Source organism: Nonomuraea sp. LP-02, assembly GCF_036289125.1.
GTDB lineage: Bacteria > Actinomycetota > Actinomycetes > Streptosporangiales > Streptosporangiaceae > Nonomuraea > Nonomuraea bangladeshensis.
In genome coordinates this window covers 6,086,530-6,109,328 of the sequence record NZ_JAXCLK010000001.1, presented here as the reverse complement: position 1 = coordinate 6,109,328, position 22,799 = coordinate 6,086,530, and the positions used below count along the sequence as shown (strand labels likewise).

The 22,799-nt window shown below is 70.6% G+C and carries 23 protein-coding genes and 1 pseudogene; 11 read left to right on the top strand and 13 right to left on the bottom strand.

What is annotated here, in order from left to right:
- Positions 1-56 precede the first annotated feature (56 nt).
- The 4 genes from SMD20_RS28695 (at position 57) to SMD20_RS28680 (ending at position 2,886) form a co-directional block, all read left to right on the top strand.
- On the top strand, positions 57-845 hold the full coding sequence (locus tag SMD20_RS28695; protein ID WP_329587047.1) for an ABC transporter ATP-binding protein: 789 nt from the start codon (positions 57-59) through the stop codon (positions 843-845).
- Between the two features lie 92 nt (positions 846-937).
- Positions 938-1,858: an SPFH domain-containing protein gene (locus tag SMD20_RS28690; protein WP_329587045.1), complete on the top strand. Its 921-nt coding sequence runs from the start codon at positions 938-940 to the stop codon at positions 1,856-1,858.
- A 9-nt stretch (positions 1,859-1,867) separates the two neighbouring features.
- Positions 1,868-2,623, top strand: a complete 756-nt coding sequence (locus tag SMD20_RS28685; RefSeq protein ID WP_329587041.1) for a sulfite exporter TauE/SafE family protein — start codon at positions 1,868-1,870, stop codon at positions 2,621-2,623.
- Positions 2,624-2,646: 23 nt separating this feature from the next.
- On the top strand, positions 2,647-2,886 hold the full coding sequence (locus tag SMD20_RS28680; protein ID WP_329587039.1) for a hypothetical protein: 240 nt from the start codon (positions 2,647-2,649) through the stop codon (positions 2,884-2,886).
- Between the two features lie 24 nt (positions 2,887-2,910).
- On the opposite strand, the gene SMD20_RS28675 is transcribed toward SMD20_RS28680, so the two are convergent.
- From SMD20_RS28675 to SMD20_RS28650, 6 genes are all read right to left on the bottom strand, one after another.
- Positions 2,911-3,804 carry an NAD(P)H-binding protein gene (locus SMD20_RS28675; RefSeq protein ID WP_329587037.1) on the bottom strand — a complete coding sequence of 298 codons (894 nt, stop codon included), beginning with the start codon at positions 3,802-3,804 and terminating at the stop codon, positions 2,911-2,913.
- Between the two features lie 45 nt (positions 3,805-3,849).
- The gene (locus SMD20_RS28670) at positions 3,850-4,725 is read right to left on the bottom strand and encodes a Rieske 2Fe-2S domain-containing protein (RefSeq protein ID WP_329587034.1); all 876 of its coding nucleotides are present in this window, start codon (positions 4,723-4,725) and stop codon (positions 3,850-3,852) included.
- Between the two features lie 63 nt (positions 4,726-4,788).
- Positions 4,789-5,403: an HD domain-containing protein gene (locus SMD20_RS28665; protein ID WP_329587031.1), complete on the bottom strand. Its 615-nt coding sequence runs from the start codon at positions 5,401-5,403 to the stop codon at positions 4,789-4,791.
- A gap of 1 nt (position 5,404) precedes the next feature.
- Entirely contained in the window at positions 5,405-7,594 is a 2,190-nt protein-coding gene (locus SMD20_RS28660; protein ID WP_329587028.1) for a molybdopterin-dependent oxidoreductase, read from the bottom strand.
- 123 nt (positions 7,595-7,717) lie between these two features.
- The gene (locus SMD20_RS28655) at positions 7,718-8,368 is read right to left on the bottom strand and encodes a hypothetical protein (RefSeq protein ID WP_329587026.1); all 651 of its coding nucleotides are present in this window, start codon (positions 8,366-8,368) and stop codon (positions 7,718-7,720) included.
- A 1-nt stretch (position 8,369) separates the two neighbouring features.
- Positions 8,370-8,501 (bottom strand): hypothetical protein, encoded by a 132-nt coding sequence (locus tag SMD20_RS28650; protein ID WP_329587023.1) that lies wholly within the window; start codon positions 8,499-8,501, stop codon positions 8,370-8,372.
- 635 nt (positions 8,502-9,136) lie between these two features.
- Here SMD20_RS28650 and SMD20_RS28645 point away from each other — a divergent pair.
- The 6 genes from SMD20_RS28645 (at position 9,137) to SMD20_RS28620 (ending at position 14,092) form a co-directional block, all read left to right on the top strand.
- A complete protein-coding gene (locus SMD20_RS28645; protein WP_329587021.1) occupies positions 9,137-10,000 on the top strand; it encodes a helix-turn-helix domain-containing protein in 864 nt (287 codons plus the stop codon).
- A gap of 54 nt (positions 10,001-10,054) precedes the next feature.
- Positions 10,055-10,276, top strand: a complete 222-nt coding sequence (locus SMD20_RS28640; protein WP_329587018.1) for a DUF397 domain-containing protein — start codon at positions 10,055-10,057, stop codon at positions 10,274-10,276.
- A gap of 447 nt (positions 10,277-10,723) precedes the next feature.
- Positions 10,724-11,809: a CapA family protein gene (locus tag SMD20_RS28635; RefSeq protein ID WP_329587012.1), complete on the top strand. Its 1,086-nt coding sequence runs from the start codon at positions 10,724-10,726 to the stop codon at positions 11,807-11,809.
- A 41-nt stretch (positions 11,810-11,850) separates the two neighbouring features.
- The gene (locus tag SMD20_RS28630; RefSeq protein WP_329587009.1) at positions 11,851-12,774 is read left to right on the top strand and encodes an alpha/beta fold hydrolase; all 924 of its coding nucleotides are present in this window, start codon (positions 11,851-11,853) and stop codon (positions 12,772-12,774) included.
- A complete protein-coding gene (locus tag SMD20_RS28625) occupies positions 12,755-13,372 on the top strand; it encodes an SDR family NAD(P)-dependent oxidoreductase (RefSeq protein WP_329587007.1) in 618 nt (205 codons plus the stop codon). Before SMD20_RS28630 ends, SMD20_RS28625 begins: the two co-directional genes overlap by 20 nt.
- 153 nt (positions 13,373-13,525) lie before the next feature.
- Positions 13,526-14,092: a TetR/AcrR family transcriptional regulator gene (locus SMD20_RS28620; RefSeq protein ID WP_442942611.1), complete on the top strand. Its 567-nt coding sequence runs from the start codon at positions 13,526-13,528 to the stop codon at positions 14,090-14,092.
- Between the two features lie 6 nt (positions 14,093-14,098).
- Here the strand turns inward: SMD20_RS28620 and SMD20_RS28615 are convergent, their stop codons facing one another.
- Complete coding sequence (locus SMD20_RS28615) at positions 14,099-14,443, bottom strand: hypothetical protein (protein ID WP_329587001.1); 345 nt, start codon at positions 14,441-14,443, stop codon at positions 14,099-14,101.
- A 173-nt stretch (positions 14,444-14,616) separates the two neighbouring features.
- Here SMD20_RS28615 and SMD20_RS28610 point away from each other — a divergent pair, with 173 nt between their 5' ends.
- Positions 14,617-15,147, top strand: a complete 531-nt coding sequence (locus SMD20_RS28610; protein WP_245775283.1) for a hypothetical protein — start codon at positions 14,617-14,619, stop codon at positions 15,145-15,147.
- A gap of 91 nt (positions 15,148-15,238) precedes the next feature.
- Here SMD20_RS28610 and SMD20_RS28605 read toward each other — a convergent pair whose 3' ends face one another.
- From SMD20_RS28605 to dnaK, 6 genes and pseudogenes are all read right to left on the bottom strand, one after another.
- The gene (locus tag SMD20_RS28605) at positions 15,239-15,916 is read right to left on the bottom strand and encodes a hypothetical protein (protein WP_329586996.1); all 678 of its coding nucleotides are present in this window, start codon (positions 15,914-15,916) and stop codon (positions 15,239-15,241) included.
- A gap of 211 nt (positions 15,917-16,127) precedes the next feature.
- Positions 16,128-18,701, bottom strand: a complete 2,574-nt coding sequence (clpB, locus tag SMD20_RS28600) for an ATP-dependent chaperone ClpB (RefSeq protein ID WP_329586993.1) — start codon at positions 18,699-18,701, stop codon at positions 16,128-16,130.
- 34 nt (positions 18,702-18,735) lie between these two features.
- Positions 18,736-19,059 (bottom strand): annotated as a pseudogene (locus SMD20_RS28595) (heat shock protein transcriptional repressor HspR); the annotation flags it as partial.
- 3 nt (positions 19,060-19,062) lie between these two features.
- Positions 19,063-20,241, bottom strand: coding sequence for a molecular chaperone DnaJ (dnaJ, locus tag SMD20_RS28590; RefSeq protein ID WP_329586990.1), 1,179 nt, complete (start codon positions 20,239-20,241; stop codon positions 19,063-19,065).
- 19 nt (positions 20,242-20,260) lie between these two features.
- Positions 20,261-20,884, bottom strand: coding sequence for a nucleotide exchange factor GrpE (gene grpE / locus SMD20_RS28585; RefSeq protein ID WP_329586988.1), 624 nt, complete (start codon positions 20,882-20,884; stop codon positions 20,261-20,263).
- The gene (gene dnaK / locus SMD20_RS28580; protein ID WP_329586985.1) at positions 20,884-22,752 is read right to left on the bottom strand and encodes a molecular chaperone DnaK; all 1,869 of its coding nucleotides are present in this window, start codon (positions 22,750-22,752) and stop codon (positions 20,884-20,886) included. The genes grpE and dnaK overlap by 1 nt, the downstream gene beginning before the upstream one ends.
- Between the last annotated feature and the right edge of the window lie 47 nt (positions 22,753-22,799).

Here is a 22,799-nt window from a genome sequence, read left to right as displayed (position 1 = left end):
GCGCTCGCCCTGCAATAGGTTTGTCCCCAGGGTGACTCCCGAAGGAGGTAACGGGGATGGGTGGTCAGGTGCTGCGGCTCCAGGACGTCGCCGTCAGGCGGGACGGAGCGGCCCTGCTGCGCGGCATCGACTGGGAGGTCAACGCGGACGAACGCTGGGTCGTCATCGGTGCCAACGGCGCGGGGAAGACGACGTTGCTGCAGGTGGCGTCCACGTTGCTCTATCCGAGCGAGGGCGTGATCGAGGTGCTCGGGGAGCGGCTGGGGCAGACCGACGTGTTCGAGCTGCGCCCGCGCATCGGCCTGGCGAGCGCGGCGCTCGCCGAGCGGATCCCGCCGGAGGAGAAGGTCATCGACCTCGTCCTGACGGCGTCGTACGGGATCATGGGCCGCTACACGGAGGAGTACGACTCCAACGACGTGACCCGGGCCGTCGAGCTGATCGACATGATGGGCGCGGCCCACCTGATCAGGCGCAGGTTCGGCACGCTGTCGGAGGGCGAGCGCAAGCGGGTGCAGATCGCCCGCGCCCTCATGCCCGACCCGGAGCTGCTGCTGCTCGACGAGCCGGCCGCCGGGCTCGACCTGGGCGGGCGCGAGGACCTGGTGCGCCGGCTGTCGACGCTGGCCGGCGACTACCGCTCGCCGACGCTGGTCCTGGTGACGCACCACGTGGAGGAGGTGCCGATCGGGTTCACCCACGGGCTGCTGCTGCGGCACGGCTCGGTGGTGGCCCAGGGGGCGCTGGAGGACGTGATGATGGCCGACAACCTGTCGCAGACGTTCGGGGTGCCGCTGACGCTGGATCGCAGCGCGGAGGGCCGCTGGTACGCGCGGGCGTACTGAGAGCTGCGCGTACTAGCCCGGATCGCCATTTATGGCGATAAAAAACGAAATAGGATCTCCGCAGCCGGTTCCCCCGACTCCGGAGCGTCGCCATGTCCGTCGAGCAGCTCGTCGTCGTCCTCGTCGTGGTCCTCGCGGTGATCTTCGGGGTGGTCCGCACCGTCCGCATCATCCCCCAGGCCACGGCGGCCATCGTGGAACGCCTGGGCCGCTACCACCGGACGCTGCGGCCGGGGCTCAACCTGGTGGTGCCGTTCATCGACCGCATCAAGGACCTGATCGACCTGCGCGAGCAGGTGGTGTCGTTCCCGCCGCAGCCGGTCATCACCTCCGACAACCTCGTGGTCTCCATCGACACCGTGATCTACTTCCAGGTCACGAACCCGAAGGCGGCCACGTACGAGATCGCCAACTTCCTCACCGGCGTCGAGCAGCTGACCGTCACCACCCTCCGCAACGTGGTCGGCGGCATGGACCTCGAACGCACGCTGACCTCCCGCGAGGACATCAACACGGCCCTGCGCGGCGTCCTCGACGAGGCCACCGGCAAATGGGGCATCCGGGTCAACCGGGTCGAGCTGAAGGCCATCGACCCGCCCGCCTCCATCCAGGACTCGATGGAGAAGCAGATGCGCGCCGACCGCGACAAGCGGGCCGCGGTGCTGACCGCCGAGGGCCAGCGGCAGGCGGCGATCCTGCAGGCCGAGGGGGAGAAGCAGGCGGCGGTGCTGCGGGCGCGCGGCGAGGCGGAGGCGGCCGTGCTGCGCGCGCAGGCCGAGGCCGAGGCGCAGGCGATGCGGGCCAAGGGCCAGGCGGACGCGATCGGCATGGTCTTCCGCGCGATCCACGACGGCAGGCCGGACCAGCACCTGCTCGCCTACCAGTACCTCCAGACCCTGCCGGAGATCGCCAAAGGCGAGGCAAATAAGATCTGGATCGTCCCGTCGGAGATGGGAAAGGTCCTGGAGAGCCTTGGCGGCCTGTTCACGCCCCCCAAGAGCCCAGACACGTAAGGAGCGCTCGTGACGGGGTGGGAACTGGTCGCGGTCGGCGCGGCCGGCGTGGTGGCGGGCGCCATCAACGCGGTCGTCGGCTCCGGTTCGCTGATCACGTTCCCGACGCTGGTGGCGATGGGCGTCGACCCCGTGACGGCCAACGTCTCCAACACCATCGGCCTGGTGCCGGGCTCGTTCACCGGCGCCTACGGCTACCGCGCCGAGCTGAGCGGGCAGCGCGACCGGCTGCTCAGGCTCGGCTTCGCCTCGGCGCTGGGGGCGCTGATCGGCGGGATCCTGCTGCTGTTCCTCGATCGCAGCGTGTTCGAGATCGTGGTGGTGGCGCTGATCGCGCTGGCCTGCGTGCTGGTCGTGATCCAGCCCCGGCTCAACGCCCTGCTGGCCGAGCGGCGCGAGCACGCGCATCCGCACGGCGGCCCGGTGCTCTGGCTGGCCGTGCTGGCCGCCGGCGTCTACGGCGGCTATTTCGGCGCGGCCCAGGGCGTGCTGCTCATCGGCCTGCTCGGCAGTTTCCTCGACGACGGCCTGCAGCGGGTCAACGCCGCCAAGAACGTGCTCGCGCTGATCGTCAACGGGGTGGCGGCGGTGCTGTTCGTGATGATCGCGAAGGTGGACTGGCAGGCGGTGCTCGGCGTGGCGCTGGGCGCGATCGTCGGCGGTTTCGTGGGGGCCCGGGTGGGGCGGCGGATCCCGGCTCCGGTGCTGCGCGGCGTCATCGTCGCCGTGGGGGTCACGGCGATTATCGTACTGGTGTACGGATAGCGAGAAATGGGTATATCCCGGACATGAAGGGTGACCGGGTTGAGATCGTCATCGACGCGGGCGGCTCTCCCCGCACGTACGAGATCAGCGCCACCCGCGCCGGCCGGCGGGTCGAGATCGCCACGCGCCGGGGGCTCGTCGAGGTGAGCGAGGTCACCCGCGGCGGCACCCCCGTACGCACGGCCAGGTTCATGTCCAGCCGCGTCCTCGCCCTGGTCGAGCACCCGGCGAACGAGCGGGACGAGCGGCCGGACGACGCCTAGCCGAAGGCGCCTGGCTGAAGGCGCCTAGCTGAAGTCGGCCGCGTGGTCGGCGGCCCACTGGCGGAACGTCAGCGCGGGCCGGCCGAGCAGCCGCTCCACCGTGTCCGTGACCACCTCGGGGCCGGTCACGAAGCTCTCCCAGGTGCGCAGCGCGCTCTCCACGAACTCGGGGACGCCCCAGAGCGCGGTCAGCAGCTCGCGGGCCTGCTCGGGCGACTGCTCCTCCCAGCGCACCTCGCGCCCGACCACCTCGCCGATCACCCTGACCTGCTCGGCCTGGGTCAGCCGCTCGGGGCCGGTCAGCACGTACGCGGCCCCGTTGTGCCCCGCCGAGGTCAGCACGTGCGCCGCCACCGCCGCGATGTCCTTCTCGTGGATCAGCGAGCGCGCCGCCCGCCCGTACGGCCAGCGCACCACGCCCTGCCGCACCTGGTCCGCCCAGCCGAGGGTGTTGACCGCGAAGCCGCTGGGACGCAGGAACGTCCAGCCGAGCCCGGAGCGCCGGACCAGCCGCTCCACCTCGTGGTAGTGGTTTCCGGGTTGGTCGGCCCCGGTGGCGGACAGGAGCACCACGCGGCGGGCGTGCCCGGCGATCGCCGTGATCGTCTCGTCCGCGCCGTCGGCGGTGAAGCTCGGCCAGAGGAGGAAGACGCTCTCCACGTCGCGCAGCGCCGGCTCCAGGCTCTCCGGCGCGGTCAGGTCGCCGCGTACGATCTCGACGGGCCCGATCCCGACGGGCCCGATCCCGACGGGCCCGATCCCGACGGGCCCGATCCCGACGGGCCCGGTCCCGACGGACAGCGCGGCGCGTCCGGGGTCGCGGGCGAGCGCCCGCACGTCCAGTCCCGCCTCCGCGAGCTGGGAAACCACATGCTTGCCGACATTTCCGGTCGCGCCGGTCACCAGGATCTTGCCCATGACCCCGACCGTAGGACCTCAAGCTAACTTCAGGTCAACCTCGCGTCAGGTCATGGGCCGCACCTGGATGGTGCCGTCCCGCCGGATCCGCGTCTCGAACATCGGCGCGGGCGCGGTGGCCGGTCCGTGCCGCACCGAGCCGTCGCCGAGCCGGAACGTGCTGCCGTGCCACGGGCACACCACGCACGCCTCGCCGTCCTCCATGACCAGCCGCCCCTGGTGGAGCGGCCCGGCCAGGTGCGGGCAGTGGTCGGCGAGCACGGTGACGGCCTCGCCCCTGCGCAGCACGAACAACTGGATGTAGCCGAGCCGCCGCGCGACGGGCCGGCCGTCGGGAAGGTCCTTGAGCGGGCACAGGTCGTGCCATCCCAGCGGCACCAGGTGGGCCACCTGTGGGGCGTGGTTGGGCCCCGCGGCCTGGCGGTAGGCCAGGTGACCGCCCAGATAGGCGCTCAGCATGCCGACGCCGAGCCCGGCGAAGGACAACATCTTGCCCGGCCGCTCGTGCCCTTTCAGCCGCAGCATCAAGGAGGCGGAGAACAGCCCGAGCGCGGTCAGGTTCCCCGCCATGTGGACGAAGCCCACCCGCTGCTGCTCAAGGTGGAGCGAGGACCAGTCGGTCAGCCCGGCCGCCGCCGTCGGCAGCGCGCCGGCGATGCCGGTGGCCAGCAACAGCCGCGCCGCCCGCTGATCGCCGCCGGCCGCGTCCAGCAGGGCCGCCGACGTCCAGCAGCCCAGCGTGACCGAGGCCATCGACGGGTGCAGCGGCTCGCCGATGGGCACGCCGTGCAGCAGGTCGCGTAGCCAGCCTTGTTTGACACGGCGGCGTACGTTCTTGGCCAGCACACGGATGGGCCGGTCCAGGGCCTTCGACTTCTCAAGCCGATCGGCCAGAGCGACCGGACCGGCGAATCCCCTCAATTGCCGACGTTTGGCGCGTACTGTCTCTTTCACGACAGGTCCCCTACCCCAGGCATACGGGGGTCACTCGGCGAGGTGTCCCCTGGCCACGGAGAGCTCGACCAGCTCCAGGGCGTACCGGCCGAGCGTGGGTGAGCCCTCCTCGATCACGCGCACCTTCTCCCGTACCTGCGAGGCCCGCACCTTGAACAGCGGCCAGGTGCCGCCCTCGGTGTGATGGTTGGCCAGGATCGGGGCGAAACGGTCGAGCGCCTTGGCGAAGCGCGCCTCCGGCGTCTCGCGCTCCTCGAACTCGTCCCACAGCGCCCGCAGCTCCGCCCCCTGCTCGGCGGGCAGCAGGCCGAAGATGCGCTCGGCGGCCGCCCGCTCGACGTCCACCTGAGCGGCCACCTCGACCGGGTCGTAGATGAACGTGTCTCCGGCGTCGATCTCCACCAGGTCGTGCACCAGCAGCATGGCCACCACCCGCTGGAGGTCCGTCCCCGGTGGGGCATGCTCGCCGAGGACCATCGCCAGCGTGCCCACGTACCAGGAGTGCTCGGCGGTGTTCTCCCGGCGGGAGCCGTCGATCAGATGGTTGCGGCGGATGATCCGCTTCAACTTGTCGATCTCGACGGCGAAAGCGATCTGGGCGTTCAGGCGACGGTCCTCTTCTGGCGCGATAGTCACGCGCAGCACCCTAATGTGCGGTGATCACCCCGGTTGGTGAAATCGTGACCGGAACTCCGTTGAACACTGCGTTACCACTTGGGGCGTCCACCGCGCTCTCGTCGGTGAGATCGTTGACGCTCACGCCCGCGTGCGCGGCCGCCACGCGCTGCGCGCTGCCCGCGTGACCCCAGCCGTGCGGCAGGCTGACCACGCCCGGCATGATCGTGTCCGTCGGCTCCAGCGGCACCGTGAGCTGCCCCTTCGCCGAGCGCACCACCGCCTCGCCGGCGAGCCCGAGCCGCGCCACGTCCGCCGGGTTGATCTGCAGCGTGCAGGCGTTGCTGCCGCCGACCAGCGGGCCCACGTTGTGCAGCCAGCTGTTGTTGGAGCGCAGATGGCGCCGGCCGATGAGGACCATCTCCGGCGCCTCCTCCTCCAGCTTCGCGCGCAGCCGCTCGACGTCCTCCAGGAGCTGCGGCGGCGCCAGCTCGACCAGGCCGGAGGCGGTCCGCAGCACCTCGTCCAGCCGGGGCTCCAGCGGGCCCAGGTCCAGGCCGTGCGGGTGGTCGAGGAGCTTGCGCAGCGACAGGTCGCCCTTGCCCGACCACTCGCCGTACGGGCCGAGCCTGAGCATGAGGTCGAGCCGCCGCTCGCCGCCGTCGCGGCCGTCCAGCGCGGCGCGCAGCTCGGCGACGTCCCGGCCCTCGACGCCGGAGCCCGGCGTCTGCGTGGCCTTGCGCAGCGTCTCGTCGATCACGAACGCGTCGAGGTCGCCGCCGGGGCCGTCCATGCCGGAGGCGATCATCGCCAGCCTGGCCAGGATCTGGGACTCGGACGGCCGATCGTCCATCGGCAGCAGGGGAGGGGAGTAGCGGGCGTAGTTGCGTACCGCGAAGCCGAGCAGCGCGAAGTCGTAGTGCCCGGACTGCAGCACGCGCGGCGGCGGCAGGATGACGTTCGCGTGCCGGGTGGTCTCGTTGAGGTACGGGTCCACGCTCACCATGAAGTCGAGCCGCTCGAAGGCCGCGTCCAGCCGAGCCCCGTGGGGCGCCGACAGCACGGGGTTGCCCGCCACCGTGAGCAGGAACCGGATCCGGCCCTCGCCCGGCGTCTCGATCTCGTCGGCCAGCGTGGCCACCGGCAGCTCGCCGTTGGCCTCCGGCAGGCCGCGCACCCGGCTCCGCCAGCGGCCCGTCGCGTACGGCCGCCGCCGCCCGCCGGACTCGGTGGCCGGCTTGGCGAACATCGCCCCGCCCGGCCGGTCGAGGTTGCCGGTGAGCGCGTTGAGCACGTCCACGAGCCACTGGGCCAGCGTGCCGAACTCGGCCGTGCAGGTGCCGATCCTGGCGTACACGGCGGCCGTGCGCGCCGCGGCCAGCTCCCTGGCCAGCCGCTGGATCACCGCGGCGGGCACGCCGGTGCGCCGGGCGACGGCCTCGGGCGGGAAGTGCTTGGCCGCCTCGCGCACCTCGTCCAGGCCGTTGACCTCGCGGCCGAGCGTGACCAGGTCCTCGGCGAACAGCGTGTGGGCCATGCCGAACAGCAGGTACGCGTCCGTACCCGGCCGGATGAACACGTGCTCGTCGGCGAGCGCTGCGGTGCGGGTGCGGCGCGGGTCCACGACCACCAGCCGGCCGCCGCGCCCGCGCAGCGCCTTCAGCCGGCCGGGGAAGTCGGGTGCGGTGCACAGCGAGCCGTTGGACTCCAGCGGGTTCGCGCCGAGCATCAGCAGGTGGTCGGTGCGGTCCAGGTCGGGCACCGGGACGGCCATGGGGGAGCCGAACATCAGGCCGCTCGCCACGTGCTTCGGCATCTGGTCGGCGGTGCTGGCGGAGAAGACGTTACGGGTGCCGAGCGCCCTGATCAGCGGCCCGGCGTAGAGCGCGCCCGCCATGGTGTGCGCGGTGGGGTTGCCGAGGTAGACGGCGACCGAGCCGCGGTCGCCCACCTGGTCGAGGCCCGCCCGTACGGCGGCGAACGCCTCGTCCCAGCCGACCTCGCGCCACAGCTCGCCCTCGCGGACGAGCGGCTTGCGCAGCCGGTCGGGGTCCTCGTCGAGCCGGCCGAGGCTGGCCCCCTTCGGGCAGATGAAGCCCTTGCTGAACGGATCGTCCTTGTCGCCGCGGACGCTGGTCACGTGCCCGCCCTCGTCGAGGGTGAGCGTCAGGCCGCAGACGGCCTCGCACAGGGGACAGGTCCGGTGGACGGTCGACGTCATCACGACTCCTGAGTTCGTAAGATGAACTCATCTTGGCCCGTGTCGCGCGCATGGGGAAGCCCCGGAGCCCCCGCGGTCTCCGAGGCTTGACCCCTGGGGAAGGCCCCATTCATCCCCAGGCTTCTAGCCGATCCGCACCGCCTTCATCGGGCTGCGCAGATCAGGCGGCTCCTTCAGGTCGGGCCGGAGCGAGATCCAGGCGCGCCGGCCGAACAGCCGGTCGAGCCCCGGCGGCAACGTGCCGGGAGCCTCGTCCCTGCGGACGATCTCCACGACGACGAACTGCGCCCGCGTGCGGTGCCGGTAGACGTTCACGCCCCGCGCCCAGCAGGCCGCGGCGATCTCCTCGCTGTAGGCGTCGAACTCCTCGGCGCAGATGCCGGCCCTCGTCAGCACCAGCGCCTTCTCCCCGGTGGCGGTCGGCGTGATCCACAGGATCAGCGGGATGCGCCCGGCTCTCGTGTGCATGGTGGTCTCCAGGCAGACCCGCTGCAGGCGGTGCCGGGAGACCACGCACCAGCAGTGGGCGGCGATCCAGCCGCGGCCGGTCCTGGTGACCGCCGCCGGGACCGAGATCGCGCTGGTCACCAGGGCGAACGGCAACAGGTGGCCGGCGTCCGCGGCCCGCAGCAGGAGCAGCGCGAACAACCCCAGCACGGCCGCCAGCAGCAGTTCCGCACGTGCCCGCCAGAGCCGGACGAGGACCCCGCCGCGCCCGGCGGCGGGCAGGTCCTCGTAGCCGGGGTAGATCTGGTTCCGTGGGTTCCTGGGCACCTCACGTCACCTCCTCACGCACCTTGTCGGGCACGCGGAGCTGGTCGAATCGCGGATCACGGTAGCGGCGCGCGCCGAACCCCGTCCTGGTCACCGTCCAGCCGACGTGGTAGGCGAACTCATCGGGTTCCATGCAGATCTCGCGGTCGGCCCAGGCGATGAGTTCTCGGATACGGGACTTGATTCGGCCAGGTCCCTTGATACCTTGTGAGTACATAGAAGACCCCTTTCGCGGCATTTCGAGGTGGCTTCTGCGCCGGTCCGTCGGCTGGCGGCCGTTCCTCCCGCAGGGTGGCAGCCCATATGCGGGGATCAGGCCGACAGCCGCGGCCCGGCATTTTTTTGTGCCCGGCTTGTTCTATTCGGGGACGGCGTCGCCGCCGGAGTGCTCACGGCCCGGCATGCTCGGGCACGCGTGCTTGGGGGGAAGGCCCGGTGCGTGCGGCGAAGTCGACGTCATGCCCCGGCCTCCTCACGTGTGTGTGAGAAACCTTTCCCTACGATCGTGCTCCGCTGGTGAGCGGGTAGCAATACCTTCCGTCCGGAAGTTTTGGTTTTCTTGCGCGGGACTTGCGGTGCAAGTTGCACGGAGCCGGTCCGATCCGCGCTCCCGCCTTGCTCCCAAGCTCTCTCCGTGACAGCCTTCCGGCAAGGGCACGTGGCATTGCGTGTGCAACTTGCATGTACGATTGTGGGAACGGCCCCGAATGCCGTCCCCCAAACGATCCCCGCCGGTTACACCTTCCTTCCGGACAAGGAGAGCGGACGGTGCCATCGCAGCAGGGCAGCCCGACGGTACGCAGGCTCCGGCTCGGCCAGGAGCTGCGTTTGCTGCGTGAGCGCAACAAGCTCACCGGCGCCAAGGCCGCCAAGGAGCTCGGCTGGTCGGCCAGCAAGGTCAGCCGCATCGAGGCCGCACGCACGATGCCCAGCGCAGACGACATCAAGGCGCTGGTGAAGCTCTACGGCGTCGACGGGGGCAAACTTGACGAACTCATCGGCCTGCTGCGGGATGCGGAGCAGCGCGGCTGGTGGGAGGATTACCAAGAGGTCCTGCCCCAGGAATACACAAGATTCCTCGGGCTGGAGGCAGAGGCGATCTACCAGCGATCCTGGGAACCCCAGATCGTGCCGGGCCTCCTGCAGACCGAGGACTACGCGCGGGAGGTCATCCTGGCCACCCGGGGCATCGCGCGCATCACGCACAGCGGTGTCCGCAGCCGCGTCGAGGCCCGCCTCGACCGGCAGCGTCGCGTCCTGCACCGCACGGAGCCGTGCCGGCTCACGGTCGTGCTCGACGAGTCGGTGCTCATGCGCCGCTTCGGCGACTACTCGGTCATGCGCGAGCAGATGGAGCATCTGCTGGAGCTCTCCATGCTCCCGCACGTGAAACTGCACGTCCTGACCCTGGACTCGGTGCATCCGGTCAACACCGGTACCTTCATTCACCTGCAGTTCGCGGCATTTGACGATGTCGTTTATCTGGAACAGCTTTACACTGCCGATTTCGTCGAAGACCTCCAACGCGTGGCCGGATATGAATCGGCCTTCGAGCACATCAGAGCGGAGGCCCTGGACGAGGACGAATCCCGCGTTCTCATCCAGCACAAGGCCATGGTGTGGCGACGGTGACGACGACCACCTCAACAAGGGGCAACGACGCCCCTTCAGCTATTTGGGGAGACAATGCACAACCACCTTTCCAGGGCGGCTTGGCGGAAGAGCACCTTCTGCAATGGCGCAGATGCCTGTGTCGAGGTCGCACCCCTGTCCGACGGCAACGTCGCGCTGCGTGACAGCAAGGTGCAGGACGGCCCCGTCCTTGTGTTCACTCCTGCCGAGTGGGCGGCATTCACCTCCGGCGTCCGTGAGGGCGAATTCGACCTGACGACGCTCGCCGACGCCTGAGAAAGGAAACGGCCCGGCGACGTTGATGACGACAACATCGCAGGGCCGCTCCCCGCGGGGTCCTTTCCGGACCTCAGCTTTGGTTTTCGCAGTCATCATGACACAGCATCACCCCGGATGATCAAGCACGTTCCTCCCTTGCTCCGGCTGACGACAAGACGTCTTATCAGATCTTTTTTCCCGGGCCCGTAGGCCCGGAAGAACTGCGCCGCGCGGCCCGCGCGGCGCAGTTTTTTTCGTGGGTCCGCTTTTCGTGGGTTCCGCCGTGATCAGCCGGCGGCTGCCAGGGTCTCCGAAGCCCCGCACACGTCCCCAGTGGCCGGGCCCGGCGCCCCCCAGCCCCACGGCCTGGCCAGAGATGGTCAGATTGCTGCGATTTGCCTGGTAATGACCCCCGCATGGCATGCTCAATCCCTGAATGTCAGGATTCGAGCGGAAGTGCGGCAGATGAGACTCCCCCGTGCCCTCCCGTTGTTCGCCGCCATCGCGTCGGTGGCCTCGCTGGCCGCCTGCTCCTCTTCGGCGCCGGACAAGGAGTTGCAGGCCAAGCAGGCCGACCAGCAGGCGGCGGTGTCGCCGACGAAGAAGCCGACGCCGCAGCGGCGGCCGTACACGATCTCGTTCGGCGGGGACGTGCACTTCGAGGGCATCCTGCGGCCCCGGCTGGCGAATCCGCGCACCGCGCTCGGGCCCATCGCGAACGTCCTGCGCCAGGCCGACCTCACCATGGTCAACCTGGAGACGGCGATCACCACGGCGGGGACGCCCGCGCCGGGCAAGCAGTTCACCTTCCGCGCGCCGGCCAGCGCGTTCACCGCGCTCAAGTCGGCCGGGGTGGACGTCGTCTCCATGGCCAACAACCACGGCATGGACTACATGGAGAGCGGGCTGGCCGACTCGCTGGCGGCCATCAAGCGCAGCAAGTTCCCCGTGGTGGGGATCGGCAAGGACGCGGCGGAGGCGTACAAGCCGTACAGGAAGACCGTGAACGGCAACCGGGTGGCGATCATCGGCGCCACGCAGGTGCTCGACTCCGAGTTCATCCAGGCGTGGACGGCCACGGCGGACAAGGGCGGCCTGGCCTCCGCCAAGGACGAGGCCGCCCTGCTGCGGGCGGTGCGCCAGGCGCGCAAGAACTCCGACACCGTGATCGTCCACCTGCACTGGGGCACCGAGATGCAGAAGTGCCCGAACGAGGCGCAGCTCTCGCTGGCCCCCAAGCTGGTCAAGGCGGGCGCGGACGTCATCGTCGGCGGCCACGCGCACATCCTGCTCGGCTCGGGCTACCTCGGGAACGCCTACGTCAACTACGGCATGGGCAACTTCGTCTTCTACAACTCCAATCCGGCGACCACCGGCCGGACCGGCGTCTTGACGCTCACCATCAACGGCAGGAAGGTGCTGAAGGACCGCTGGACCCCGGCCACCATCCAGGGCGGCGTCCCGGTGCCGATGACGGGGGCGGCGAAGACCCAGGCGCTGACGGACTGGAAGGCGCTGAGGTCCTGCACCGGCCTTTCCGCGCGGCCCTAGGAGATTTATATTCCGGACGGAGCGTCCAACAGGGGGTCGCGATGCGGTGGGTCGAGTCCGGCGACGTGCGGCTGGCGGTCTACGAGGACGGCGACCCCGCCGATCCGACCGTGCTGCTCCTCCACGGCTATCCGGACACGCACCGCGTCTGGGACGAGGTCGCGGCCCGGCTGTCCGGCCGCTTCCACGTCGTGCGCTACGACCTACGAGGGGCCGGGGCCTCGACCGAGCCGCGTGACCGCCGCGACTACGGCCTCGACCGCCTGATGGACGACCTGAGGGCGGTGCTCGACGCGGTGGCCGGCGGGCGGAAGGTCCATCTGGTCGGGCACGACTGGGGGTCGGTGCAGGGGTGGGAGGCGGCCGGGCGGGCCGGGCTGCGCGAGCGGCTGGCCTCGTTCACCAGCCTCGGCGGGCCGGGTGGGCGGCACATGGCGGACTTCGCCCGGCACGGCGGGCGGCGGGACCGGCTCACGCAGCTCGCCCGCTCCGCCTACATCGGGTTCTTCCTGATCCCGGTCGTGCCCGAGCTGGCCTGGCGCTCGCTGGTGCCGCGGCTGCTGGCGCGCCGCCTGCGCCGCGAGGGCGCGCCCCCGAGCGACGGCCATCCCGCCCCGACCCTGGTACGTGACGCGCGCAACGGCCTCTGGCTCTACCGGGCGAACCTGCTGCGGCGGGGCCGGGCCGAGCCGTCCGGGCCGCCCGTGATCGACCTGCCCGTGCAGCTCGTCGACGCCGCGCACGACCCGTTCCTGACCTCGGCGCTGGCGGGCTGGTGCGAACGGTGGACGCCGCGGCTCTGGCGGCGCGAGCTCGACGCCGGGCACTGGGCGCAGCGCGCCCGTCCCGACACGGTGGCGAGCATGATCGCCGAGTTCGTCGCGCACGTCGAGGGCGCGTCCCCGTCGCGGGAGTTACGGCGGGCGCGGGGGGACGGCGTGGGCCGTGCAGGTCGATGTGGGTGATGTCGATCAGATGGTTGATTTTTCGCGAAATATCATTGCTGAATATGGAGTGCCGGACATTGTGCTCAACAATGCCGGGATCACCGTCGCCGGCCCCATTCTCGATCACACCGTCGAGCACTGGCGGCGCACGATCGACACCAATCTCTGGGGCGTCATTCACGGCTGCCGGCTGTTCGGGGCGGCCATGGTGGCGCGCGGGCAGGGCGGGCACATCGTCAACATCGCGTCCCTGGCGGCGTTCGCGCCGACGCGGCTGCTGCCGGCGTACTCGGTGTCCAAGGCCGCCGTGAAGGCGCTCAGCGACAGCCTGAGAGCCGAACTGGCGGGGCACGGCATCGGGGTGAGCGTCATCTGCCCGGGGTTCGTGTCCACGCCCATGGCCGAGCACACCACGTACGTCGGCACGGACCGCAAGGACCTCGCCGTCCGGTGGCTCGCGCGCCGCCGGTATCCGGCCGAGCGGGTGGCCGCGCACATTCTGCGGGCCGTGGACCGTAATCAGGCGGTCGTTCCGGTCAACCTGGAAGCCGAAATAGGTTATGCGCTGTCCCGGATTTCGCCCCGGCTGATGCGGAGACTGGCGCGGCTGGGGTGACGAGCGAGAAATCCAGAAATTTTCCAACTAACGATCGCGCCTTCGAGAGAAGATGAATCCGTGTCTTCGCCGCAGATTGAGAACGATTGCTCCCAGCCTCCCGCCCTGAGGCGGCGGCCCGCGCAGCGCCGCAGCGCGCGCCGCGTCGAGCGCATGCTCGACGCCTGCGCCGAGCTGCTCGACGAGTCCGGCTACGAGACCCTGTCCACCACCCGCATCGCGGAGCGGGCGGGCGTGGCGATCGGTTCGGTCTACCAGTTCTTCCCGGACAAACGGGCCATCACCCAGGAGCTCACCCGGCGCAACGTCGAGGAGTTCGTCCGCCGGGTGGACCGCCGGTTCCTGGAGGAGGACTACCGGGGGTGGTGGGAGGCGGTGGACGCCATCATCGACGTCTACGTCGACATGCACCGCTCGGTCGCCGGCTTCAAGAGCCTGCACTTCGGCGACGCCGTCGACCTCAACCTGCTCGACTCCGACTCCGAGAACAACACGGTCATCGCCGGCCGCCTGCGCGGGCTGTTCCTGACCGAGTTCGGCCTGGCCGACGACCCGAGGCTGGACGTGTCGGTCCTGGCGGCCGTCGAGGCCGGCGACGCGGTGCTCAAGCTGGCCTTCCGCCGCCGCCCCGACGGCGACCCCGAGATGATCGAGGCGGCCAAGCAGCTCATCCGCGGCTTCCTGTCGCGCCAGCTCAGATCGTTGTCGCCGGTCGTCTGAGCCGGGCTACTCGCCCGTCACGGCGCGCTCGACGTCCTGGACCAGGCCGGGCAGCCAGTCGGGGGCGGCCTCGACCGGCCGCCCGCGCCCGGCGTGCTCCTCGCGGCCGAGCGCGCTGGCCGAGAACTCCTGCAACTGCGGCGTGGACGGCGGGTGCAGGCAGGGCACCGAGTACGACACCGGCCGCGCGTCCCTCGCCTCGCGGAGCTGCAGCCGCGCCTCCAGCGCCCGCAGGTTGCGCTCCGCGGCCTCGATGGCCTCCATCCGGGCCGTCAGATAGCCGGCGACACCGGGCACCAGAGCCGACAACACGACCACACACGCCAGCGCGAAGGTCGTCTGCTTGGACATGCCCATGACAGCCCCTTCCGCTCGCGAGAACGCAAAGCAATCCGTATATCCCCCGTAAGCAGTGTCAACACGCAGAGAGTGACCAGTCTTTACCGGTGAGTGACCGAAATCCGGACCCACCGGCGATGCGCAATGACCGGGCAAAGGCGCACGTTGCTCGGTAGTCTCACGGTGTGGCGCATGTGACCCGTGAGCACCTTGATCGTCTGCTTGAGCAGGCCCTTCTGGCCGACGACCACGATTCCCTGGCCAGTCGGCTCTACGACGTCGCGCTCGGATACTCCTCGGGCGACGTCTCCAGGGCGTCCATCCTGGTTCTCGCCGCGGAGGAGTGGCGGGCGGCCGGACAGCCCGCGCGCGCGATGGAGTGTTTCCAGCGCGCGCTCGAGGACGGCGGCGAGACGGGCTTCGACCCGCGTGCCGGCATCGCCGACACGCTCTTCGAGCTCGACCGGCAGGAGGAGGCGAGAGAGGTCATCGAGACGATACGCGCCGAGGGCGGCGTCTCGACGGCGACCGCTCACACGATCGCCGAGACGCTGGTGGCGTACGGAGACCTGCGGGGCGGCCTGGAATGGGCGACCCAGGCCGCGCTGGGATCCGACGAGAGCGACCCGGAGCACGATGCGGCGCTGCGTACGCGCTACCGCATCAGGGTCGATCTCGGGCTGCCCGAGGACGAACTGGACGCGCTCGTCCACTGACGGCCCGCCCTGAGCAGGGCGGGCCGCCGGGATCGGCGCGTGTACCGTTCCACCGAGGTGCACGCGCCATTCCGCCGTGCCCGCGGAGGGGTCAGTGGAGGCCGAGATCCTGGACGAGGCCGGTGAGTCCGGCCAGGCCCGGGTCGCGTCCCGGCAGCACCGGCGGGTCGCCGAGGTCGCCGAGCGCCTGCGGCAGCAGCTCGCCGACGACCTGCGAGCCCACCTCGCCCACCGGCTTCCGCACCCCGCGCGGGTCCTTCCTCGGAGCGCCGGCGATCGCGGTGTACGGCTCAGGCTCCCGCGAGACGCGCGCCGGCGTCCCCGACAGGGCGGGCACCTGGGGCAGCGTCGGCAGGGCCGCGACGTACGCCGCCGTCGCCAGGTCCCTCATCCCGGCCGGCCCGGCCGCGGCCTGCCGGACCCGCGGCGAGGAGAAGGACAGGGGCGGCATGCCCCAACTGGCCGGCACGCCGCCGAGATCGACCTTGCCCGGCAGCGCACCCCCCGCGGCGAGGCCGGTCAGCCCGAGCTGCCGGGCCAGCCGCCCGGCGGCCATGGCCAGGTCGTTGGCCTCCGGGGTGATCGACGTCCCGCCCGGCACGTCCTCCGGCTTTATCTCCACCCGCCCGGCGCAGCCGAGCAGGCTGTCCGAGTGCCGCGCTCCGCCACAGGTGTCCGCGCCCGTGGGGCCCGCGGCGAACCAGCTCACACCCGCGGCCAGCGCGGCCGTCGCGACGATGGTCCGGAACTTGTGGGATGGCACTGGCACGCCCCCTGATCGTTGTCGCTCGTCTGACGAACGCCGAAGCTAGCCCGCCGGGGTACGGGGCGTGCGGGGCTTGTCCGAAGGGTGGGGCGAACCTTACCGAGCGAGCGGCCCCATGACCGTGCCATGAGCCCACAGACCGCGCCATGAGCCCGTACTCCAAGAACGCCGGAGCCCGGGACCCACGGACGGGGTCCCGGGCTCCGGGCGGGCGTCAGGCGGCGCGCTGGACGAGCAGCTCGTCGTCGCCGAGCTCCACGGTCACCTTGTCGCCGTCCACGACCTCGCCCGACAGGACGGCCTTGGCCAGCTTGTCGCCGATGGACGACTGCACCAGGCGGCGCAGCGGCCGGGCGCCGTAGAGCGGGTCGTAGCCGGTCAGGGCCAGCCACTCGCGGGCCGCCGGCGTGACCTCCAGTGTCAGCCTGCGGTCGGCCAGGCGCCGGGCCAGCCGCTCGACCTGCAGGTCGACGATCTGGGCCAGCTCCTCCGTGCCGAGGGCGTCGAAGAGGATCACGTCGTCGAGCCGGTTGAGGAACTCCGGCTTGAAGGCCGAGCGCACGGCCGCCATGACGGCCTCGCGCTTGGCGTCGTTCTCCAGCTTGGGATCGATGAGGAACTGCGAGCCGAGGTTGGAGGTGAGGATCAGGATCGTGTTGCGGAAGTCGACCGTGCGGCCCTGGCCGTCGGTCAGCCGTCCGTCGTCGAGCACCTGGAGCAGGATGTCGAAGACCTCGGGGTGGGCCTTCTCGACCTCGTCCAGCAGCACCACGGTGTAGGGGCGCCGGCGTACGGCCTCGGTGAGCTGGCCGCCCTCCTCGTAGCCGACGTAGCCGGGAGGGGCGCCGACGAGCCGGGCCACGCTGTGCTTCTCCGAGTATTCGCTCATGTCGATGCGGGTCATCGCCCGCTCGTCGTCGAACAGGAACTCCGCCAGCGCCTTGGCCAGCTCGGTCTTGCCCACGCCCGTGGGGCCGAGGAAGAGGAACGAGCCCGTCGGGCGGTCGGGGTCGGCGATGCCGGCCCGGCTGCGGCGTACGGCGTCGGAGACGGCGCGTACGGCCTCCTGCTGCCCGATGAGCCGCCTGCCCAGCTCGTCCTCCATGCGCAGCAGCTTGGCCGTCTCGGCCTCCAGCAGCCGCCCCGCGGGGATGCCGGTCCACGACGAGATCACCTCGGCGATGTCGTCGGCCCCGACCTCCTCCTTGACCATGGCGTTCTCCGGCTGCTCGGCCTCGGAGGCGGCCTTGAGCGCCTGCTCCAGCCGCGGCACCTCGGCGTACATCAGCCGTGAGGCGGCCTCGAAGTCGCCGTCGCGCTGGGCCCGCTCGGCCGCGCTCTTGGCCTCGTCGAGCTGCTTCTTCAGCTCACCGACCTTGTTGAGCCCGGCCTTCTCCTGCTCCCAGCGGCCGACGAGGGCGTTGAGCTCCTCCTGGCGGTCGGCCAGCTCCTGGCGGAGCCGCTCCAGCCGCTGGACGGAGGCCTCGTCGGTCTCCTTCGACAGGGCCAGCTCCTCCATCTTCATCCGGTCGACGGCGCGCTGGAGCTGGTCGATCTCCACGGGACGGGAGTCGATCTCCATGCGCAGCCGCGAGGCGGCCTCGTCGACCAGGTCGATCGCCTTGTCGGGGAGGAAGCGGTTGGTGATGTAGCGGTCGGACAGCGAGGCGGCGGCGACCAGCGCGCCGTCGGAGATCTGCACCTGGTGGTGGGCCTCGTAGCGGCCCTTCAGCCCGCGCAGGATCGCGATGGAGTCCTCGACCGTGGGCTCACCCACGTAGACCTGCTGGAAGCGGCGCTCCAGCGCCGGGTCCTTCTCGATGCGCTCACGGTATTCGTCGAGCGTGGTCGCGCCGATCATGCGCAGCTCGCCGCGGGCCAGCATGGGCTTGAGCATGTTGCCCGCGTCCATGGCGCCCTCGGCCGCGCCCGCGCCGACGACCGTGTGCAGCTCGTCGATGAAGGTCACGACCTGCCCGTCGCTCTCCTTGATCTCGGAGAGCACGGCCTTCAGCCGCTCCTCGAACTCGCCGCGGTATTTCGCCCCCGCGACCATCGCGCCGAGGTCGAGCGAGATGAGCCGCTTGCCGCGCAGCGACTCCGGCACGTCGCCGGCCACGATGCGCTGGGCCAGGCCCTCGACGACGGCGGTCTTGCCGACGCCGGGCTCGCCGATCAGCACCGGGTTGTTCTTGGTGCGCCGGCTCAGCACCTGCACCACGCGGCGGATCTCGCCGTCGCGGCCGATGACCGGGTCGAGCTTGCCGCCCCGGGCGCGCTCGGTCAGGTCGACGCCGTACTTCTCCAGCGCCTGGTAGGTGTCCTCGGGCGTCTCGCTGGTGACGCGGGCGTTGCCGCGCACCTTCTCGAACGCGTCGAGCAGCGCCTGCGCGTTCGCCCCCTGCGCCTTCAGCAGGTCGGCGACCTGGCCGCCGTCGGCCGCGAGGCCCACCAGCAGGTGCTCGGTGGAGACGTAGAGGTCTTCGAGCCGGTTGGCGTGGTGCGCGGCGGTGTTCATGACCGTGAGGAGCTGGCGGGAGCTCGACGGCGCCCCCACCGTCGCACCCTGCGCCTTCGGCAGCCCGGCCAGCAGCTCCTCGACCCTGGTGCGCAACGCGCGCCAGTCGGCGCCGACGGCCTCCAGCAGGGGCACGGCGGTGCCGCCCGTCTGTGCGAGCAAGGTGGCCATCAGGTGAGCCGGGGCGATCTCGGGGTTGCCCTCCGCGGCGGCACGCCGCATGGCCCCCGAAAGCGCCTCCTGGCTCTTCTGGGTGAGCTTGTAGTCCATGTCGTTCTCAGGCCCCCGGTGGCAGCTCGTAGCGGATCAGCGCTCTGACCATGCGCATCTCGGCGCGCAGGCGGTGAACCTCTTCGCGCAACCGCAGGGTCTCGTTCTCGAGCTCGAGAATGCGCTTGATGCCCGCGAGGTTGATGCCCTCTTCCTGGGAGAGCCGCTGCACCTCGCGGAGCTGGATGATGTCTCTCGTGGAGTAGAGGCGGCCGCGCCCGGCCGTACGGCCGGGGCTGACCAGGCCGAGCCGGTCGTACTGGCGCAGGGTCTGCGGATGCAGCCCGGACAACTGCGCGGCCACCGAGATCACATAGACGGGTGTGTCGTCGGACAGGTCGAAATAGTTGGCGTCCATCGGCTACTCGCTTCTGGCTCGCTGAATGAGGTCGGCGCGCGGGTCCTCGCCCGCGGTCGCGGTCTGGAACTCGCTGAGGAGCTCGCGCGACTTGTCGTCCAGCGTGTTCGGCACGAGCACCTCGACCGTGGCGAGCAGGTCGCCCTTGGTTCCGTCCTTGCGGGCCACGCCCCTGCCGCGCACCCGGAAGGTACGCCCGTTGGGCGTGCCGGGCGGGATGCGCAGCGTGACCGGCATGCCCTTGAGGATGGGCACCTTGATCTCGGCCCCCAGCGCGGCCTCCGTGAACGTCACCGGCACGGTGACGGTCAGGTTGTCGCCCGAGCGGCCGAACACCGCGTGCGGCTTGACGTGGGTCTGGATGTAGAGGTCTCCCGCGGGACCGCCGTTCTCGCCCGGCGCCCCCTTGGCCTTGAGCTTGACCCGCTGACCGTCGGCGACGCCGGCGGGGATGCGGGCCTGGATGGTGCGGGTGCTCTTGGCCCGGCCGCTGCCCTCGCACACGGGGCAGGGGTCGTCCACGATCAGCCCGCGGCCCTTGCAGTCGCGGCAGGGCTCGGAGAAGGCGAAGTTGCCCAGGTTGCGGCTGGCCGCGCCGGTGCCCTCGCAGGTCGGGCAGACCCTCGGGGTCGTGCCCGCCTTGGCGCCGGTGCCGGTGCACGCCGCGCAGGCGGCCGAGCTGGTCAGCCTCAGCGACACCGTGGTGCCCTCGACGGCCTCGGTGAACGAGAGCGTGACCTCGGACTCGATGTCCTGACCACGCCGCGGCCGGGTCGTGGTGGTGCGGGTGGACGCACCGCCGCCGCCGCGGTTGAACAGCCCGCCGAACAGGTCGCCGAGCCGCTCTCCCGCACCCCCCTGCTGCCCCTGCCCGGTGCCGCCGAACAGGTCGCCGAAGTCGAACGAGAAGCCCCCGGCCCCCGGCCGCTGGCCGCCCACCCCGGAGCCGAACAACGTCCGCGCCTCGTCGTACTCCTTGCGGCGCTTGGTGTCGGACAGGACGTCGTACGCCTCGGAGACCTCTTTGAACTTGGCCTCTTTGGCGGTGTCGCCCTGGTTGCTGTCGGGGTGGTACTGGCGGGCCAGCTTGCGGTAGGCCTTCTTGATCTCGTCAGCGGTCGCGGTCTTGGGCACACCAAGGACGGCGTAGTAGTCCTTCTCCAAGTAGTCCTTGGTGCTCATCTACGGCCCTTCGTCCTCGTCAGCTTTCGTCTTCGGATTCACCCTGGCCGCCCGCGGCGGGCTCCTGGGGCTCGGCGGGCTCGGCCACGGCCACCCGCGCCGGCCGCAGGACGCGCTCGCCCATGCGGTAGCCGGGCTGGAACACCTCGACCGCGGTGGCCTCGCTCACGTCCGCGGAGTAGCTGTGCATCAGCGCCTCGTGGACGGTCGGGTCGAAGGGGTCGCCCTTCTGCCCGTAGGCGGTGAGGCCCAGCTTGGTGAGCGTCGCCTCCAGCGACTCCGCCACCTTCGCGAAGCCGCCGGTGAGCTCGCCGTGCTCGCGGGCACGGCCGATGTCGTCGAGCACGGGCAGGAGCTCGGTCAGCGCGCCCGCCACCGCCTGCTCCCTGACCGCGGCGCGGTCGCGCTCGACGCGCTTGCGGTAGTTGACGTACTCGGCCTGGAGTCGCTGCAGGTCCGCGGTGCGCTCGGCGAGCTGGGTGGCCAGCTCGCCGTCGGCGGCGGGACCGGCGGCCGGGGCCTCGGCGGGCCGTTCGGCCGTCTCCTGGGCGGCGTCGGGCTCGCGAGGCAGCCCCGTCTCCGGGTCGATCTTGCGGTTGTCGCGGATCACCGGCTCCTCGTGCCCGTTGTCACGCGGCGGCATCACTTGTCCTTCTTCGGCTCGTCGTCGACGATCTCGGCCTCGACCACGTCCTCGTCGGCCTTCTGGCCCGCACCGGCCGAGGCGTCCTGCGGGGCGCCCTCGGGACCGCCCTGCTGACCCTGGCTGGCGGCGTAGATCGCCGAGCCCATCTTCTGGCTCACCGTGGCGAGCTTCTCCGCCGAGTTGCGGATGACGTCGGTGTCGGTGCCCTCCAGAGCCTTCTTCAGCTCGGCCAGGGCGTCGTTGACCTCGGTCTTGATGTCGCCGGGGACCTTGTCGTCGTTCTCGCGGAGGAACTTCTCCGTCTGGTAGGCGAGCCCGTCGGCGTTGTTGCGGACCTCGGCCTCCTCGCGGCGCTTCTTGTCCTCCTCGGCGTAGGACTCGGCCTCGCGCATCATGCGCTCGATGTCGTCCTTCGGCAGCGCCGAGCCGCCGGTGATCGTCATCGACTGCTCCTTGCCCGTGCCCAGGTCCTTCGCGCCGACGTTGACGATGCCGTTGGCGTCGATGTCGAAGGTGACCTCGATCTGCGGGATGCCGCGCGGGGCCGGCGCGATGCCGGTGAGCTCGAAGGTCGCGAGCTTCTTGTTGTAGGCGGCGATCTCGCGCTCGCCCTGGAAGACCTGGATCTGCACCGACGGCTGGTTGTCCTCGGCCGTGGTGAAGACCTCCGAACGCTTGGTCGGGATCGTCGTGTTGCGCTCGATGATCTTGGTGAAGATGCCGCCCTTGGTCTCGATGCCCAGCGACAGCGGGGTCACGTCGAGCAGCAGGACGTCCTTGACCTCACCCTTGAGCACGCCGGCCTGCAGGGCGGCGCCGATGGCGACGACCTCGTCCGGGTTGACGCCCTTGTTGGGCTCCTTACCGCCGGTCAGCTCCTTGACCAGGTCGGTCACGGCGGGCATCCGGGTCGAGCCGCCGACCAGCACCACGTGGCTGATGTCGGAGACCTTGATGCCGGCGTCCTTGATGACCTGGTGGAACGGGCCCTTGGTCCGCTCGAGCAGGTCGGCCGTCAGCCGCTGGAACTCCGAGCGCGTGAGCTTCTCGTCGAGGTGCAGCGGGCCCTCGGAGGAGGCCGTGATGTAGGGCAGGTTGATGCTGGTCTCGGACTGGCTGGACAGCTCGATCTTGGCCTTCTCCGCGGCCTCGCGCAGGCGCTGGAGAGCCATCTTGTCCTTGGACAGGTCGACGCCGTGGGCGTTCTGGAAGCGCTTGACGAGCTCGTCGACGACGCGCTGGTCCCAGTCGTCGCCGCCCAGGTGGTTGTCACCGGAGGTGGCCTTGACCTCGACGAAGCCGTGGCCGTCCTCGGAGCCGACGTCGAGCAGCGACACGTCGAAGGTGCCGCCACCGAGGTCGAAGACCAGGATCGTCTGGTCCTGCTCCTTGTCGAGGCCGTAGGCGAGGGCCGCGGCGGTCGGCTCGTTGATGATGCGGAGCACGTTGAGGCCCGCGATCGTGCCGGCCTCCTTGGTGGCCTGCCGCTGGGCGTCGTTGAAGTAGGCCGGGACGGTGATCACCGCGTCGGTGATCTTCTCGCCCAGGTAGGCTTCGGCGTCCTGCTTGAGCTTCTGCAGCACGAAGGCGCTGATCTGCTGCGGGGAAAACTTCTTGCCGTCGATCTCCTGGGACCAGTTGGTGCCCATCTCGCGCTTGACGGAGCGGATGGTGCGGTCCACGTTGGTGACGGCCTGCCGCTTGGCGACCTCACCGACCAGGACTTCGCCGTTCTTCGCGAAGGCGACCACGGACGGCGTGGTCCGCGAGCCCTGCGCGTTGGCGATGACGGTGGGCTCACCGCCCTCGAGGATCGAGACGACGGAGTTGGTCGTCCCAAGGTCGATACCTACCGCACGTGCCATGAGTACGTCCTTGTGGTGAAAGTTGAGTCGGTCGGACTCAAGCTACG